The organism is Pseudomonas sp. CAM1A (assembly GCF_047501685.1).
GTDB lineage: Bacteria > Pseudomonadota > Gammaproteobacteria > Pseudomonadales > Pseudomonadaceae > Aquipseudomonas.
On sequence record NZ_JBFNXP010000002.1, the window covers coordinates 607476 to 622970 of the forward strand.

General features: G+C 64.2%; 15 protein-coding genes. 7 read left to right on the forward strand and 8 right to left on the reverse strand.

The annotated features are described in order from the left end of the window. Nucleotide 1 precedes the first annotated feature (1 nt). The 5 genes from ABZO33_RS06630 to lpxO form a co-directional block, all read right to left on the reverse strand. Entirely contained in the window at nt 2-1420 is a 1419-nt protein-coding gene (locus tag ABZO33_RS06630) for a diguanylate cyclase (protein WP_414535350.1), read from the reverse strand. Between the two features lie 108 nt (nt 1421-1528). Next, nucleotides 1529-3358 (reverse strand): SLC13 family permease, encoded by a 1830-nt coding sequence (locus ABZO33_RS06635; protein ID WP_414535351.1) that lies wholly within the window; start codon nt 3356-3358, stop codon nt 1529-1531. 154 nt (nt 3359-3512) lie between these two features. Beyond that, on the reverse strand, nt 3513-4082 hold the full coding sequence (locus ABZO33_RS06640; protein WP_414535352.1) for an N-acetyltransferase family protein: 570 nt from the start codon (nt 4080-4082) through the stop codon (nt 3513-3515). Nucleotides 4083-4160: 78 nt separating this feature from the next. Continuing rightward, the gene (locus ABZO33_RS06645; protein WP_046856072.1) at nt 4161-4505 is read right to left on the reverse strand and encodes a carboxymuconolactone decarboxylase family protein; all 345 of its coding nucleotides are present in this window, start codon (nt 4503-4505) and stop codon (nt 4161-4163) included. 139 nt (nt 4506-4644) lie between these two features. Continuing rightward, nucleotides 4645-5544: a lipid A hydroxylase LpxO gene (lpxO, locus tag ABZO33_RS06650; RefSeq protein WP_023632669.1), complete on the reverse strand. Its 900-nt coding sequence runs from the start codon at nt 5542-5544 to the stop codon at nt 4645-4647. Between the two features lie 216 nt (nt 5545-5760). Between lpxO and thpR the strand changes: the two genes are divergently transcribed. Continuing rightward, nucleotides 5761-6306 carry an RNA 2',3'-cyclic phosphodiesterase gene (gene thpR, locus ABZO33_RS06655; RefSeq protein ID WP_414535353.1) on the forward strand — a complete coding sequence of 182 codons (546 nt, stop codon included), beginning with the start codon at nt 5761-5763 and terminating at the stop codon, nt 6304-6306. Here the strand turns inward: thpR and ABZO33_RS06660 are convergent. The 3 genes from ABZO33_RS06660 to ABZO33_RS06670 all read right to left on the reverse strand — a co-directional run bounded on the left by ABZO33_RS06660 (nt 6270) and on the right by ABZO33_RS06670 (nt 8500). After that, a complete protein-coding gene (locus ABZO33_RS06660) occupies nt 6270-7697 on the reverse strand; it encodes an ABC-F family ATP-binding cassette domain-containing protein (protein ID WP_414535354.1) in 1428 nt (475 codons plus the stop codon). The two genes, thpR and ABZO33_RS06660, sit on opposite strands and share 37 nt — an antisense overlap. 124 nt (nt 7698-7821) lie before the next feature. Beyond that, nucleotides 7822-8034, reverse strand: coding sequence for a cold-shock protein (locus tag ABZO33_RS06665; RefSeq protein ID WP_007956027.1), 213 nt, complete (start codon nt 8032-8034; stop codon nt 7822-7824). A 163-nt stretch (nt 8035-8197) separates the two neighbouring features. Beyond that, nucleotides 8198-8500, reverse strand: coding sequence for a hypothetical protein (locus ABZO33_RS06670; RefSeq protein WP_046856070.1), 303 nt, complete (start codon nt 8498-8500; stop codon nt 8198-8200). Nucleotides 8501-8836: 336 nt separating this feature from the next. On the opposite strand from ABZO33_RS06670, the gene thrS reads away from it, so the two are divergent. The 6 genes from thrS to pheT all read left to right on the forward strand — a co-directional run bounded on the left by thrS (nt 8837) and on the right by pheT (nt 15493). Then, nucleotides 8837-10759 (forward strand): threonine--tRNA ligase, encoded by a 1923-nt coding sequence (thrS, locus tag ABZO33_RS06675; RefSeq protein ID WP_414535355.1) that lies wholly within the window; start codon nt 8837-8839, stop codon nt 10757-10759. Continuing rightward, complete coding sequence (gene infC / locus ABZO33_RS06680) at nt 10759-11310, forward strand: translation initiation factor IF-3 (RefSeq protein ID WP_172670897.1); 552 nt, start codon at nt 10759-10761, stop codon at nt 11308-11310. The genes thrS and infC overlap by 1 nt, the downstream gene beginning before the upstream one ends. Before the next feature lie 63 nt (nt 11311-11373). Further along, nucleotides 11374-11568: a 50S ribosomal protein L35 gene (gene rpmI, locus ABZO33_RS06685; RefSeq protein WP_003250667.1), complete on the forward strand. Its 195-nt coding sequence runs from the start codon at nt 11374-11376 to the stop codon at nt 11566-11568. A gap of 27 nt (nt 11569-11595) precedes the next feature. Further along, on the forward strand, nt 11596-11952 hold the full coding sequence (gene rplT, locus ABZO33_RS06690) for a 50S ribosomal protein L20 (protein WP_003250671.1): 357 nt from the start codon (nt 11596-11598) through the stop codon (nt 11950-11952). A gap of 111 nt (nt 11953-12063) precedes the next feature. Further along, entirely contained in the window at nt 12064-13080 is a 1017-nt protein-coding gene (gene pheS / locus ABZO33_RS06695; RefSeq protein WP_194790419.1) for a phenylalanine--tRNA ligase subunit alpha, read from the forward strand. Between the two features lie 31 nt (nt 13081-13111). Then, nucleotides 13112-15493 (forward strand): phenylalanine--tRNA ligase subunit beta, encoded by a 2382-nt coding sequence (gene pheT, locus ABZO33_RS06700; protein ID WP_414535356.1) that lies wholly within the window; start codon nt 13112-13114, stop codon nt 15491-15493. Nucleotides 15494-15495 lie beyond the last annotated feature (2 nt).

Genomic DNA, 15495 nt, shown 5'->3' on the forward strand with positions numbered 1-15495 from the left:
CTCACACCACCTGGCGCTGCCCATCGGCCTGTTCGACGCGGTTGCGGCCCTGGGCCTTGGCCCGGTAGAGCGCCTGGTCGGCGCTGGCCAGCAGCTCGTCGAGGCTGGGCGCCGGGGTGTCGGCGGCGCAGCCGCTCACACCGATGCTCACGGTGATCCGCAGCGGCTGCCCGGGCTGCGCGATGTGCTGGTCCTGCACCGCCCGGCGCAGGCGCTCGGCGGTGAACCTGGCGAGCTCCGGCGCCAGCCCCGGCACGACGATGACGAACTCCTCGCCGCCCAGGCGGGCGAACAGCTCACCGTCGTGCAACTGGTCGTGCAGGGTCGTGGCGAACTGGCGCAGCACCTGGTCGCCGACAGCGTGGCCATGCTGGTCGTTGATGGTCTTGAAGTGATCGATGTCGAGCATCATCAAGGTCAGCGGCGCTTGCTGGCGGTTGTCGAGCAGGGCATGGGCGCGGCGGATGAACGCGCTGCGGCTGAGGGCGCCGGTCAGGTGGTCGATGGTCGCCTGGTGCGCCAGGCGCGCCATCAGGCTGCGGTTGGCGCTGCTGACGCAGGCCAGCACCAACGGGCCGAGCACCAGCATGGCGATGCCCAGGCGCGCCGACATCAAGGTGGTGACCCCCGACTCGCTCTGCGGGATATTGAAGTGCATGAGGTTCTGCGCCACGGCGACGATCAACGTGCTGCCCGCAGTGAGGGCCAGCAGCGAGACGAGGAACGGCGAGTAGCTGAGCGCGCACCACAGCAGCGCGGCAATCGGGAAGGCGATGGCGCCGGGCCCGCCGAAGACGATACTGACGCTCAGCGAGGCCAGCAGCACCAGCAACGGCGCCAGGCGCACCGTTTGCCCGGCACTGCCGGGGCGGGTCAGGGCCCTGGGCGATGGCGCGGTGAGCATTACCGGCAGGACCAGCACGCTGGTGGAGAACTGTTCGCTGAACCAGGCCAGCCAGGTGGCGCGCAGCGATTGCTCGAACCACGGCGCGGCCATCACGCAGGCCAGGCTTGCGGCGACCATCGCGCCGACGGCGCAGGCGCCGAACAGGCACAAGGTGCCATGCGGGGTGCGCAGGCGACGATGCACGCGCGGCAGGCGGGCCATCAGGTACCAGATGGTGGCGATGGCGCCGAGGTTGCACAGGTTGAACCACAAGGCCGGGCGCCAGGCGCTGCCGCAGGCCAGGTCGGCGGCGACCATGGCCAGGTAGACCAGGACGAAGCCGCCGGGGGTGGCCTGGCGCGGGTTGCGCAGCAGCAGGCCGGCGAGCACCGCGTTAACCGGCCAGAACAGCGACAGTGATTCGATCGGGCGGGCGAGGATACCGCCCAGGGTCAGCGCCAGGGTCAAGCCGAACAGGATCAGCGGGGGCAGCAGGCGCGACGGGACTGAAGACACCATGGGCTCGACCGGCAAGCGAAGACAGAATCCAGGAAAACGGCTGTAGGCACCTGGGACGATGTCATGCAGTGTCTTTCAACTGGTCAATTGATGTCAATTCGCCGCAATCGGCGCGGATGGCGACTACAGCCCGAACACCCACGGCACCATCAGCACGGTTACCAGCATCACCAGCAAGGTGAACGGCACGCCGACCTTGACGAAATCGGCGAAGCGGTACTGGCCCGGCCCCAGCACCAGGGTGTTGACCGGCGACGACACCGGCGTCATGAACGCCGCCGACGCCGCCAGGGCCACGGTCATGGCGAACGGGTAGGGCGACATGCCCAGCTGCTGCGCGGTGCTCACCGCCACCGGGGCCATCAGCACCGCGGTTGCGGTATTGGAGATGAACAGCCCGATCAGCGCCGTCACGGCGAACAGGCAGGCGAGGATCACGCTGGGGCCGGCGCCGCCGAGCGCGCCGACCAGCGCACCGACGGCCAGGTCGATGCCACCGGTCTTTTGCAGGGCCAGGGCGAAGGGCAGCATGCCGACGATCAGCACCAGGCTCTGCCAGTGGATGGCGCGGTAGGCGCTGTTCATGTCGATGCAACGCCCGGCGCCCATCAGCAGGCAGCCAATCAACGCGGCGATGACATTGGGCACCAGGCCGCTGACCATCAGCCCGACCATCACCGCCAGGCTGATCAGTGCATAAGGCGCCCGGGCGCGCGCTGGCGCGACCTGGTCGATTTCCGCCGGCAGGCTCAGCACCAGGAAGTCGCGCGGCTTGCCCTGCAGCTGGCGTACCGCCTTCCACGGGCCGACCACCAGCAGGGTGTCGCCCAGGCGCAGCTTTTCTTCCACCAGTTGCCCTTCGATGGCTTGCTGGTCACGGCGCAGGCCGACCACGTTGAGGTCGTAGCGGGTACGGAAGGTCAGTTCGAGGATGCTCTTGCCGATCAGTTGCGAGCCGGGCGGCAGCGAGATCTCCGCCATGCCCAGCTCCTGGGACTGGTCGATGAAGTAGGCGGCCTTGAAGTGCAGGGGCTCGAGCAGCATGGTCTGGCACAGGCTGCGCAGGTCGTCGCGGTTGGCGAACAGGTCCAGCAACAGCACGTCGCCCTGCTGCAGCAAGGTGCCGGAGTCGGCGCTGATCACCCGGGTGGTGAACTTGTGCTGGCGCTCGATGCCGATCACGTTGGCGCCGTGGCGGGTGCGCAGCTCCAGTTCGCCGAGGGTGTGGCCGATCAGCGGCGAATGCGGGCGGATGCGCAGGCGCCGCTCGCGACCGTTGAGCTTGTAGTCCAGCACCAGGTCGAGCAGGGTGCGGCGGCTCTCGACCCGACCGTCCTTGCGCACCTCACCGTTGAGCCAGTGGCGGGTCAGCAGCATGTAGCCGATCCCGAGCACCAGCACCACCAGGCCGAAAGGGGTGAAGCTGAAGAAGCCGAAGCCCTGTTCGCCGTGGCGCACCAGCTCGCTGTGCACCACCACGTTAGGTGGCGTCGCCACCAGGCTGAGCATGCCGCTGATCAGGCCGGCGAAGCTCAGCGGCATCATCAGCCGGCTGGGCGAAAGCTGCTGGCGCGCGGCAATGCTCAGCACCACCGGGATGAAGATCGCCACCACGCCGGTGGAGCTCATCACCGAGCCCAGGCCGGCCACGGCCACCATCAGCAGCACCAGCAGGCGCGCCTCGCTGTTGCCGGCGCGCTCGCTCATCCATTCGCCGATGCGGTAGGCGATGCCGGTGCGCACCAGCCCTTCGCCGATCACGAACAGCGCGGCGATCAGCACCACGTTGGGGTCGCTGAAGCCGGCCATGGCCTGCTCCACGGTGAGGATGCCCGACAGCGGCAGGGCGACGATCACCAGCAGGGCGACCACGTCCATGCGCGGGCGGTTGAGGATGAACAGGACAACGACGACGGCCAGCAGGCCAAGGACCCAGAGCAGCTCATGGTTCATGGGGAGGGGGTGTTCCTTCACACAGGCACGAAAGGCAATGGCCCTAGTGTGGCAGCTTGACGCGACGGCGTCGTTGACGTGCTGCAGTGTTTTGCCGGGTGATGGCCCGGCAAGGGCTACGGGCGAGCCGGTCGGCGGCCCGCTGAAACAGCCGCTAGCGACCGCGCCGCCGTGACACCCGCGCCTCGATGTTCTTGCGGCCGATCAGCAGCGGCGGTTTCTCCACCACCGGCTCGTCGGCCAGCCACTTGTACATCACCAGGCAATCGACCAGGCCCAGCTCACCATGGCGGTAGGCCTTGGGCAGGCGCCCGACGGTCTCGAAGCCGAGCTTGTGCCACAGCGCCACGGCCACTTCGTTGGTCGCCACCACCGAGTTGAACTGCAGGGCCAGGAAGCCTTCCTGGCGGGCGAGCTTCTGCGAATGCTCGCACATCAGCCTGGCCACGCCACGGCCACGAGCGTTTTCGCACACCATGTAGCCGCAGTTGCCCACATGCCCGCCAGGGCCGGCGGCATTGGCCTTGAGGAAGTAGGAACCGAGCAGTTCGCCGTCTGCCTCGGCCACCAGGGTGCGCAACGGGGTCTCCAGCCACAGCGTGCGGGCCTGGTCGATATTCAGGGCGGGGTCGAAGGCGTAGGTCTGGCGTGCCTGGACAATGGCCTGGAAGGTCGGCCAGAAGCGCTCGAAGTCTTCCGGGGTCATGGGGCGGATCTGGATCATGGCGGTTCCTGCGCGGGCTGGGCCGCCAAGTCTGGGTGCCAGGGCGTCGTCGCGCAAGGGCGGCGACGCCTTGGTGTGTCAGGCGCCGGCCTTGCCCACCGCGTCCAGGGCGCGGGCCGAATAGACCAGTGCCGCGCCGGCGTTCATCGCCACCGCCACGCCCAGGGCCTCGGCGATCTCCTCGCGGGTGGCGCCATGCTTGACCGCCTGCTGCGAATGCACGGCGATGCAGCCGTCGCAGCGGGTGGTGACGGCCACGGCCAGGGAGATCAGCTCGCGGGTCTTGGCGTCCAGGTGGTTGGTCTTGGCCCCGGCGCCACTGGCGGTCATGTAGCCGGCCACGGTATCGGGGGACAGTTGCTTGAGATCGCCGATGCCGGCCATCAACTGCTTACGGTAGGCGTCCCAGTCCATCATGCTCATCGTCTTCACCTTGTCAGGTTGGCAACAGGAGCTTTCAGGCTAGTCGAAGACGGGATTTGCAGCGGGGAAAACACTCGCGGGGCAAGCCCGCTCCCACTGTTGGCAGGAGCGGGGTTGCCCCGCGCGGATGACGAGCGGATCAGATGTAGATGAACACCAGCACCAGCGCCGCGACCACTGCCCACTTCTCCAGGTAGTAGCGGGTGCGGTTGCGCTTTTTCATGGCCTTGCCACGCTCACGGATCTTGTAGATGCGCGTGAACAGGCGGTTGATGCCGCCGGTCTTGTCATTGGCATCGTTGGGCGCGGCGGCGGCGGCCATCACGTTGCGGCTGAACCAGCGGTTGAAGGCGGCTGCCCAGCGGTACTTGAGCGGGCGCTCGACGTCGCAGAACAGGATGATGCGGTTGTGTTCGGTGGTATTGGCGGCGTAGTGGATGTAGGTCTCGTCGAACACCACGCCCTCACCGTCGCGCCAGGAGTACTTCTCGCCGTCCACGTCGATGTAGCAGCCATCGTCGTTGGGCGTGTCCAGGCCCAGGTGGTAGCGGTACGAGCCGGCGTAGGGGTCGCGGTGACGCACCAGCTTGGCGCCCGGCGGCAGGGTGGCGAACATCGCTGCCTTGACCGTGCCGATGCCTTGCAGCAGCTCGGTGGTGCGCGGGCACAGGGTCATCGCCGAGGGGTGGCTCTCGCCGTACCACTTCAGGTAGAAGCGCTTCCAGCCGGTCTTGAAGAACGAGTTGAAGCCGACATCGTCATAGTTGTCGGACTTCTTGATCTCGCCGGCCTGCAGCAGTTGCTGGCCTTCCTTGCGGATCTCCTGCCAGTGGTCCTGCAGCACCTGCAGCTCGGGGAAGGCGCTGACCGGCAGGTAAGGCTTGGCCGGGTGCTTGGAGAACAGGTACAGGAAGGCGTTGACCGGAGCCAGGAAGCTGGAGTGGTCGCCCAGCTGACGGGTCAGCTTGTGACGTACCCGACCGCGCAAGTGAACATAGGCGATCGAGAGGACGAAGATCAGTACGAGTGCAATTTTCATGGACGTTTACTTGTCGAAAAATGGCCATGCGCCATGGCGTAAGCCCGCCAGCATAAACAATCGTGGCGTGGGTTTGTACTTATTGTTACGACAAGACCGCCCGACTTAGGTGGCATGGCCTACAGCTTGCGCAAACGATTCATGTGCATGGGTGGGTATTTTTTGACGCCCCGGCGTTTACACTCGGGTGGCCGTCCATCCAGCAAGGAACTCCCGATGATCCAGGACGCACGCCCCAGTGGGGCCCCCTTCAAGCGGCTGTTTTTCGCCCTGTCGCTGGGCGAAGAACAGCGCCGTGGCATCAGCCAGTGGCGGCGTGGCCTGGGCCTGCGCAGTGGCAAACCGGTGCCGAGCGAGAACTTCCATGTCACCTTGCTGTTCCTGGGCGATGTCGATGCCGCCCAGGTGCCGGCGGTGTGCGCCGCAGTGGATGCGCTGAGGCTGCCTGAGGCCAGGCTGCGCCTGGTCCTCGACCAGTTGCAGGTGTGGCCGCGGGCTTCGGCATTAGTGCTGGCGCCCGCGCAAGCGCCGCTGGCCCTGCGCCAGCTGGTGTACGACTTGCAGCAGGCACTGCTGCCACTGGGTATCGAACCGCAGGTGCGTGAGTACCGGCCACACCTGACCCTGTCCCGGGATTTTCGCGAGCCATTGCCGGAGGCGGGCGAGGCGCCGGCGTTCCACCTCATCGCTCGCCACTTCACCCTGTACGAGTCACGCAAGGGCCGCTACTGGCCCTTGGCCGAGTGGTCCCTGACGCAGTGAAAGTGACGGTCGATGCCCAGGCCGTCGAGGAAGTCCTGGTCGTGGGAAATCACCAGCAGCGCGTTGGGGTAGTCCGCCAGCACTTCCAGCAGGTGGGTGCGCATGCGCAGGTCGAGGTTGTTGGTCGGCTCGTCGAGGATCAGTAGCTGCGGCGGCCGGGCGGCGATGCAGGCCAGCGACAGGCGCGCCTTCTCGCCGCCGGACAGCCCGGCCACCGGCGCCTGCACTGCATCGGCCTGGCGGAACAGAAAGTCCGCCAGGTGCGCGCGCAACTGTTCCTGCGACCAATCCGGCACTAGCCGCGCCAGAGTTTCTTGCACATTGGCATCGGCGGGCAGGGTGTCGTAGTGCTGGTCGATGTAGCCGAGCTGCTCGGGCGCCGGCAGCAGCCAGTCGCCACGCCGCCAGACCCGCGGGTCGCCGAGGATCGCCCGCGCCAGGGTGGACTTGCCGCTGCCGTTGTTGCCGGTCAGGGCCAGGCGTTCGCCGCCGTCCAGTTGCAGGTCGATGCCGCCGAGTACCGGCGTTTCGGCATAGCCGACGCTGCCGTCACGCACCTGGATCAGCACCCGCGACGACTGGCTCGTCGCCGGCAGGTGGAAGCGTGGCAAGATCACCGGCTCCGGGCGCAGCTCGGCCAGCTGCTCGCCGAGCTCGCGCTGCTGCTGCAGGATCTGCGCCTGCTTGCGCCCGGCCGTGGTGTTGCCGCGGCCCAGCTTGGTCGGCGAGCGCACGGTCGCCCACTTGCTGTTCTGGATCGCCTTGACCCCACGTTTGCGGGCGCCGGCGGCACGGGCCTGTTCCTGCATCAGCGAGTCGTGGGCGTCGTTGCGGGCGCGGCGTACCTCGGCGATGCGCTTGTCGAGCACGCCGCGCTGCAGGTCGCGCTCGGCCATGTAGTCGGCGTAGCTGCCGTTGAACACCTCCAGCCGCCCGTGGTGCAGGTGCCAGAGCGTGTCACAGGTCTGGTTCATCAGCGCCACGTCGTGGGTCACCAGCACCAGAGTGCCGTGGAAATGCTCGAGCATGCGCGACAGCGAGCGACGGTTGGCGGCGTCCAGGTGGTTGGTTGGCTCGTCCAGCAGCAGCAGGTCGGGGCCCAGGGCCAGGGCCTGGCTCAATGCCTGGTTGACCCGCTGGCCGCCGCTGAGCGACGACTCGCCGTCCAGCACCTGGGCCACATGGCCGACACGCAAACCGCCGTGGCGCTCGAGGTGCCCCTCGCTGGGCGCCAGGCTGCCCTGCAGCAGGCGCAGCAGTGACGACTTGCCGCTGCCGTTGTCGCCGATGATGGCGATGCGCTGCCCCCATTCGATGCGCGCGTCGAGTTCGCTGAAAAGGTGTTTGCGGCCATGGTGCAAGCCCACGCCGTGTAGTTCGATCATTGCCATGGGATGGTGGCCCTCCTGGCCACTGTCGCGCTTGATCGGCAGCGCGCATGGGCACAGTCTGCCTTGGCAGGCACCCAATAAAAAACCCGCCACGAGGGCGGGTTTTTTTGCAGCTATCCGAAAATTACTCCGGACGAACCTGCGCAGCCTGCATGCCCTTCTGGCCTTTTTCGGCTACGAAGGAAACAGTTTGGCCTTCTTTCAGGCTTTTGAAACCGTCGGTTTCGATGGCCTTGAAGTGTACGAACAGGTCGTCGCCGCCGCCTTGAGGAGTGATGAAGCCGAAGCCTTTTTCATCGTTGAACCACTTGACGGTGCCGGTTTGGCGATTGGACATGGGGTGAATCTCCAGAAACATGATTTTTTATCGGGGTGCAGTGTCGCCTAAGCTTCAGTGGCACCGACGACACTATAGTCTAATTCTTCGCATCTAGCCCCTATTACCTTCGCAGGATGTTGATCCAAGGCAAAAGATGCGACGGAACGCCGGAAAATCCGGCCTATTTTGGCTTGCAGCTGGCCTGGACCACCTGCTGGGCCTTCTGCATCAGCTTGGCGTCTACGCCGTCCTGGCTGTCGAGGTCCTCGATCTCCTTGTCGTTGAAATTCTTCTTGATGGCTTGGGCACCACACTCGCAGTGCTTCTTGGCTGTCGCCGCATCCACGCCTTGGCCGCTCGCCACTTGTTGGCACTGCGCCATATAGGATGCTTCCTTGCCGGCGGGGAAATTGCCTGCGTTGGCAGCCAGGGGCAGCAGCAGGGCGCTTGCGGCGCAGGCAGCCAGAAGGGACTGAAGTCGCATAACCGGACACTCCTTGGTTAATGGTCTCATCAAGAGTAGGTTGCTTCAGAAAGTCTGATAGGAAATTTTCCGCAAGAGTTCACCGCCACGGCGTAAATTCCAAATATTTCTGCCGGCCGCTCTAGCCCCGTGCTAGCATGCCTGCCTTGCGCCACGCCCTGTGCGGGCGCATTTCTTTTTATACCTTCCAGTCACTCTGGTTCGTCCCTGGCAGGCCGAAAGGTCTCTGCCACTGTGAGGCAGGCTTTCCCGCGGGAAAGGCAGGGCGGATCTTGTACTGGCTCATCCCAACCCACGTGACCTTTGGTAGGGGTCACCACTAGGAGAGGAGGCGCCATGCCCATTATTACTCTTCCCGATGGCAGTCAACGCACGTTCGACCAGCCGGTATCCGTAGCCGAAGTCGCCGCATCCATCGGCGCAGGCCTGGCCAAGGCCACCCTGGCCGGCAAGGTCGACGGCAAGCTCGTCGATGCCTGCGACAAAATCGACCACGACGCCACCCTGCAGATCATCACCCCTAAAGATGAAGAGGGACTGGAGATCATCCGTCACTCGTGCGCCCACCTGATCGGCCACGCGGTGAAGCAGCTGTACCCGACCGCCCGCATGGTGATCGGCCCGGTGATCGACGAAGGCTTCTATTACGACATCGCCTACGAGCGTCCCTTCACCCCGGACGACCTCGCCGCCATCGAAAAGCGCATGCAGCAGCTGATCGACACGGACTACGACGTCGTCAAGAAGATGACCCCGCGCGCCGAAGTCATCGACGTGTTCACCCAGCGTGGCGAAGACTACAAGCTGCGCCTGGTCGAGGACATGCCGGATGAACAGGCCATGGGCCTGTACTACCACGAAGAATACGTCGACATGTGCCGTGGCCCGCACGTGCCGAACACCCGCTTCCTCAAGGCGTTCAAGCTGACCAAACTCAGCGGCGCCTACTGGCGCGGCGATGCCAAGAACGAGCAGCTGCAACGTGTGTACGGCACCGCCTGGGCCGACAAGAAGCAGCTGGCCGCCTATATCCAGCGCATCGAAGAAGCCGAGAAACGCGACCACCGCAAGATCGGCAAGCAGCTCGACCTGTTCCACCTGCAGGAAGAAGCCCCGGGCATGGTGTTCTGGCACGCCAACGGCTGGACCGTGTACCAGGTGCTTGAGCAGTACATGCGCCAGGTTCAGCGCGAAAACGGCTACCAGGAAATCAAGACCCCGCAGGTTGTCGACCGCATCCTCTGGGAGCGTTCCGGCCACTGGTCCAACTACGCCGAGAACATGTTCACCACTTCGTCGGAAAACCGCGACTACGCGGTAAAACCGATGAACTGCCCGTGCCACGTGCAGGTGTTCAACCAGGGCCTGAAGTCGTACCGTGACCTGCCGCTGCGCCTGGCCGAGTTCGGCGCCTGCCACCGCAACGAGCCGTCCGGCGCGCTGCACGGCATCATGCGCGTGCGTGGTTTCGTGCAGGACGACGCGCACATCTTCTGCACCGAAGAACAGGTGAAGAAGGAAGCTGCCGACTTCATCAAGCTGACCCTGGACGTGTACAAGGACTTCGGTTTCACCGACGTCGCCATGAAGCTGTCCACCCGTCCGGCCAAGCGTGTCGGTTCCGAAGAGCTGTGGGACCGCGCCGAAGGCGCGTTGGCCGACGCCCTGAACGAATCGGGCCTGGAGTGGGAATACCAGCCGGGCGAGGGCGCCTTCTACGGCCCGAAGATCGAGTTCACCCTGCGTGACTGCCTCGGCCGTAACTGGCAGTGCGGCACCCTGCAGTACGACCCGAACCTGCCCGAGCGCCTGGACGCCAGCTACATCGCCGAAGACAACAGCCGCGTGCGCCCGGTGATGCTGCACCGCGCCATCCTCGGTTCGTTCGAGCGCTTCATCGGCATGCTCATCGAGCACTACGCCGGCGTGTTCCCGGCCTGGCTCGCGCCGACCCAGGCCGTGATCATGAACATCACCGACAAGCAGGCCGATTTCGCCCTCGAGGTGGAAAAAGCCCTGAACGGTAGCGGATTCCGTGCCAAGTCGGACTTGAGAAATGAGAAGATCGGCTTTAAAATCCGCGAGCATACGTTGCTGCGGGTCCCTTACCTTTTGGTTATAGGGGATCGCGAAGTCGAAACGCAAACCGTCGCTGTGCGCACCCGCGAAGGCGCAGACCTGGGCTCGATGCCCGTCGCGCAGTTCGCTGAGCTGCTGTCGCAAGCGGTTTCCCGGCGTGGTCGCCAAGAATCGGAGTAATGACTATTAAGCGTGAAATGAGAAACGATAAACGAACTGCACCGAAAGCCCCGATCAACGAGAATATCTCGGCACGCGAGGTTCGGTTAATTGGTGCTGACGGCGAGCAGATTGGCATCGTCTCGATTGATGAAGCGCTGCGTATCGCTGATGAAGCGAAGCTGGATCTGGTGGAAATCTCTGCAGACGCGGTACCGCCCGTCTGCAAGGTGATGGACTACGGCAAGCACCTCTTCGAGAAGAAGAAGCAGGCCAACGAAGCCAAGAAGAACCAGAAGCAGATCCAGATCAAAGAAATCAAGTTTCGTCCAGGGACGGAAGAAGGGGATTACCAGGTAAAACTACGCAACCTGGTACGTTTCCTTAGCGATGGGGACAAGGCCAAGATCTCTCTGAGATTCCGCGGCCGTGAGATGGCCCACCAGGAGCTGGGCATGGAGCTGTTGAAGCGGGTTGAAGCTGACCTCGTGGAATACGGCACCGTTGAGCAGCATCCGAAGATGGAAGGACGCCAGCTTATGATGGTCATCGCCCCCAAAAAGAAGAAGTAATCTCCCGGGCACGGCAGGCCTGATGATTATTGTGTAATTTTTATTCGAATGCGGAGTTCCAACATGCCAAAAATGAAAACCAAGAGCGGTGCTGCGAAGCGCTTCCTGAAGACGGCTTCCGGCTTCAAGCACAAGCACGCTTTCAAGAGCCACATCCTGACCAAAATGTCGACCAAGCGTAAGCGTCAACTGCGCGGTGCCAGCTTGCTGCACCCGTCCGACGTGGCAAAAGTCGAGCGCATGCTGCGCGTTCGTTAATTCTGGTTAAGATAGAGGAAGTTACTCATGGCTCGTGTTAAGCGCGGCGTTATCGCTCGTAAGCGTCACAAAAAAATTCTGAAACTGGCTAAAGGTTACTACGGTGCACGTTCGCGCGTATTCCGTGTAGCCAAGCAAGCGGTCATCAAGGCAGGCCAATACGCCTACCGCGACCGTCGCCAGAAGAAGCGTCAGTTCCGCGCACTGTGGATCGCTCGTATCAACGCCGGTGCCCGCACCAACGGTCTGTCGTACAGCCGTCTGATTGCTGGCCTGAAAAAAGCGTCGATCGAAATCGACCGCAAGGTTCTGGCTGATCTGGCAGTGAACGAAAAAGCGGCGTTTGCTGCGATTGTCGAGAAGGCTAAAGCCGTACTGGCTTAAGTACCCACGACAATCATCCGGCGGCGCCTGCGCCGTCGGGTGTAAAACGTCATCGGATAGGGGAAGAGCCTTCAAAAGCTCTTCCCCTATTTTCGTATCTGGAGTCTGTACATGGAAAACCTGGACGCGCTGGTCGCCCAAGCCCTTGAGGCCGTGGAACGCGCTGAAGACATCACAACCCTGGAACAGATCCGGGTCCAATATCTCGGCAAGAAAGGCGAGCTGACCCAGGTGATGAAGACCCTGGGCAACCTGCCAGCCGAAGAGCGCCCCAAGGTCGGCGCGCTGATCAACGACGCCAAGGAACGCGTCACCGACGTGCTCAACGCACGCAAGGCCGCCTTTGAAGAGGCCGAGCTCAACGCTCGCCTGGCCGCCGAATGCATCGACGTGACCCTGCCAGGCCGTGGCCAGACCACCGGCGGGCTGCACCCGATCACCCGTACCCTCGAGCGCATCGAGCAGTTCTTCACCCACATCGGCTACGGCATCGCCGAAGGCCCCGAGGTTGAAGACGACTACCACAACTTCGAAGCGCTCAACATCCCCGGCCACCACCCGGCCCGGGCGATGCACGACACCTTCTATTTCAACGCCAACATGCTGCTGCGCACCCACACCTCGCCGGTCCAGGTGCGCACCATGGAATCGACCCAGCCGCCGATCCGCATCGTCTGCCCGGGCCGTGTATACCGCTGCGACTCGGATATCACCCACTCGCCGATGTTCCACCAGGTCGAAGGCCTGCTGATCGACCGCGGTATCAACTTCGCCGACCTCAAGGGCACCATCGAAGAGTTCCTGCGGGTGTTCTTCGAGAAAGAACTGGCCGTGCGCTTCCGCCCGTCGTTCTTCCCCTTCACCGAGCCAAGCGCCGAAGTCGACATCCAGTGCGTGATGTGTTCCGGCAACGGCTGCCGTGTTTGCAAGCAGACCGGCTGGCTGGAAGTGATGGGCTGCGGCATGGTCCACCCGAGCGTGCTGCGCATGTCCGGCATCGACCCGGAAGAGTTCCAGGGCTTCGCCTTCGGCATGGGCGCCGAGCGCCTGGCCATGCTGCGCTATGGCGTCAACGATTTGCGTCTGTTCTTCGACAACGACCTGCGGTTCTTGGCTCAATTCCGCTAGGCCCAATCGACGCAACTTTCAGGAGAACAGCATGAAATTCAGTGAACAGTGGCTGCGCGGTTGGGTAAACCCGCAAGTCTCCCGTGACGAACTGGTCGCCCGCCTGTCCATGGCCGGCCTCGAAGTCGACAGCGTGACCCCCGCTGCCGGCCAGTTCAGCGGCATCGTGGTGGGCGAGATCCTCACCACCGAACAACACCCGGACGCCGACAAGCTGCGCGTGTGCCAGGTGAGCAACGGCGCGGAAACCTTCCAGGTGGTCTGCGGCGCCCCGAATGCCCGCCCAGGCATCAAGATTCCGTTCGCCATGATCGGCGCCGAACTGCCTGGCGACTTCAAGATCAAGAAGGCCAAGCTGCGCGGCGTCGAATCCTTCGGCATGCTCTGCTCGGCGGCCGAACTGCAGATCAGCGAAGAGAACGACGGCCTGCTGGAACTGGCGGCCGACGCCCCGGTTGGCCAGGACATCCGTCAGTACCTGAACCTGGACGACGCCAGCATCGAGATCGGCCTGACCCCGAACCGCGGTGACTGCCTGTCCATCGCCGGCATGGCCCGTGACGTCAGCGCCCTGTACGACGTACCGGTCACCCGCCCGGCGGTGCCAGCCGTACCGGCTGCCCACGACGAAGTGCGCCCGGTCGAAGTCAGCGCCCCGGCCGCCTGCCCACGCTACCTGGGCCGCGTCATCCGCAACGTCGACCTGAGCAAGCCGACCCCGCTGTGGATGGTCGAGCGCCTGCGCCGCAGCGACGTGCGCAGCATCGACGCCGCCGTCGACATCACCAACTACGTGATGCTCGAACTCGGCCAGCCGATGCACGCCTTCGACCTCGCCGAAATCAACGGCGGCATCCGCGTGCGCATGGCCGAGGAGGGCGAAAAGCTCGTCCTGCTGGACGGCCAGGAAGTTGCCCTGCGCGCCGACACCCTGGTGATCGCCGACCACACCCGCGCCCTGGCCATTGCCGGCGTGATGGGTGGCGAGCACAGCGGCGTCAACACCGAGAAGACCCGCGACCTGTTCCTGGAAAGCGCCTTCTTCGAGCCGATTTCCGTCGCCGGCAAGGCCCGTTCCTACGGCCTGCACACCGATGCCTCGCACCGCTACGAGCGCGGCGTCGATTCGCAACTGGCCCGTGAAGCCATGGAGCGCGCCACCGCCCTGGTGCTGGAGATCGTTGGCGGCGAAGCCGGCCCCGTAGTCGAGGCCGTGAGCGAGCAGCACCTGCCGAACATCGCGCCGATCACCCTGCGCGACGAACGTATCACCCAGATGCTCGGCATGCAGATGGAAGCCGCCCAGGTCGAGCAGCTGCTCAACGCCCTGGAGCTGAAGACCAGCGCAAGTGGGGCAGGGCAGTGGACTGTCACCGTCCCAAGCCACCGCTTCGACGTCAGCCTGGAAGTCGACCTGATCGAAGAGCTGGCCCGCCTGTACGGCTACAACAACCTGCCGGTCCGCTACCCGCAGGCCCGCCTGGCCCCGCAAGCCCGTCCGGAAACCCGTGGCGAGCTGCCGAACCTGCGCCGCCTGCTGGTCGCCCGCGGCTACCAGGAAGCCATCACCTACAGCTTCATCGACCCGAAACTGTTCGAGCTGTTCACCCCAGGCGTCGAGCCGCTGCTGCTGGCCAACCCCATCTCCAACGACATGGCCGCCATGCGCGCTTCGTTGTGGCCGGGCCTGGTCAAGGCGATGCAGCACAACCTCAACCGCCAGCAAGACCGCGTGCGCCTGTTCGAAAGCGGCCTGCGCTTCGTCGGCCAGCTCGGTGACCTCAAGCAGCAGCCGATGATCGCCGGCGTCGTCACCGGCAGCCGCCAGCCAGAAGGCTGGGCCAACGGCCGCGACGGCATCGACTTCTTCGACGTCAAAGCCGACGTGGAAGCCCTGCTGGGCTATTCCGGCGCCCTGAGCGACTTCAGCTTCGTCGCCGGCAAGCACCCAGCCCTGCACCCAGGCCAGACCGCCCGCATCGAGCGCGACGGCAAGGAAGTCGGCTACCTTGGCGCCATCCACCCGGAGCTGGCCAAGACCCTCGGCCTCGACCGCCCGGTGTTCGTCTTCGAGCTGGTGCTCGGTGATGTAGTGGAAGGGCGCCTGCCGAAGTTCAGCGAGCTGTCCAAGTTCCCGGAAACCCGCCGTGACCTGGCCTTGATCGCAGGTCGTGATGTAGCTTCTAGCTCGGTGCTTGAAGTAATTCGTGACAATGCAGGCGAATGGCTCACAGACCTCAGGCTGTTTGACGTCTACCAAGGTAAAGGCATTGATCCTGATAGAAAAAGCCTGGCGGTCGGCTTGACCTGGCAACATCCATCGCGCACTCTTAACGACGATGAGGTGAATGAAACCCTGCAAACAATCCTCACCTCGCTTGAACAAAGGTTGAACACCACGTTAAGGAAATAACG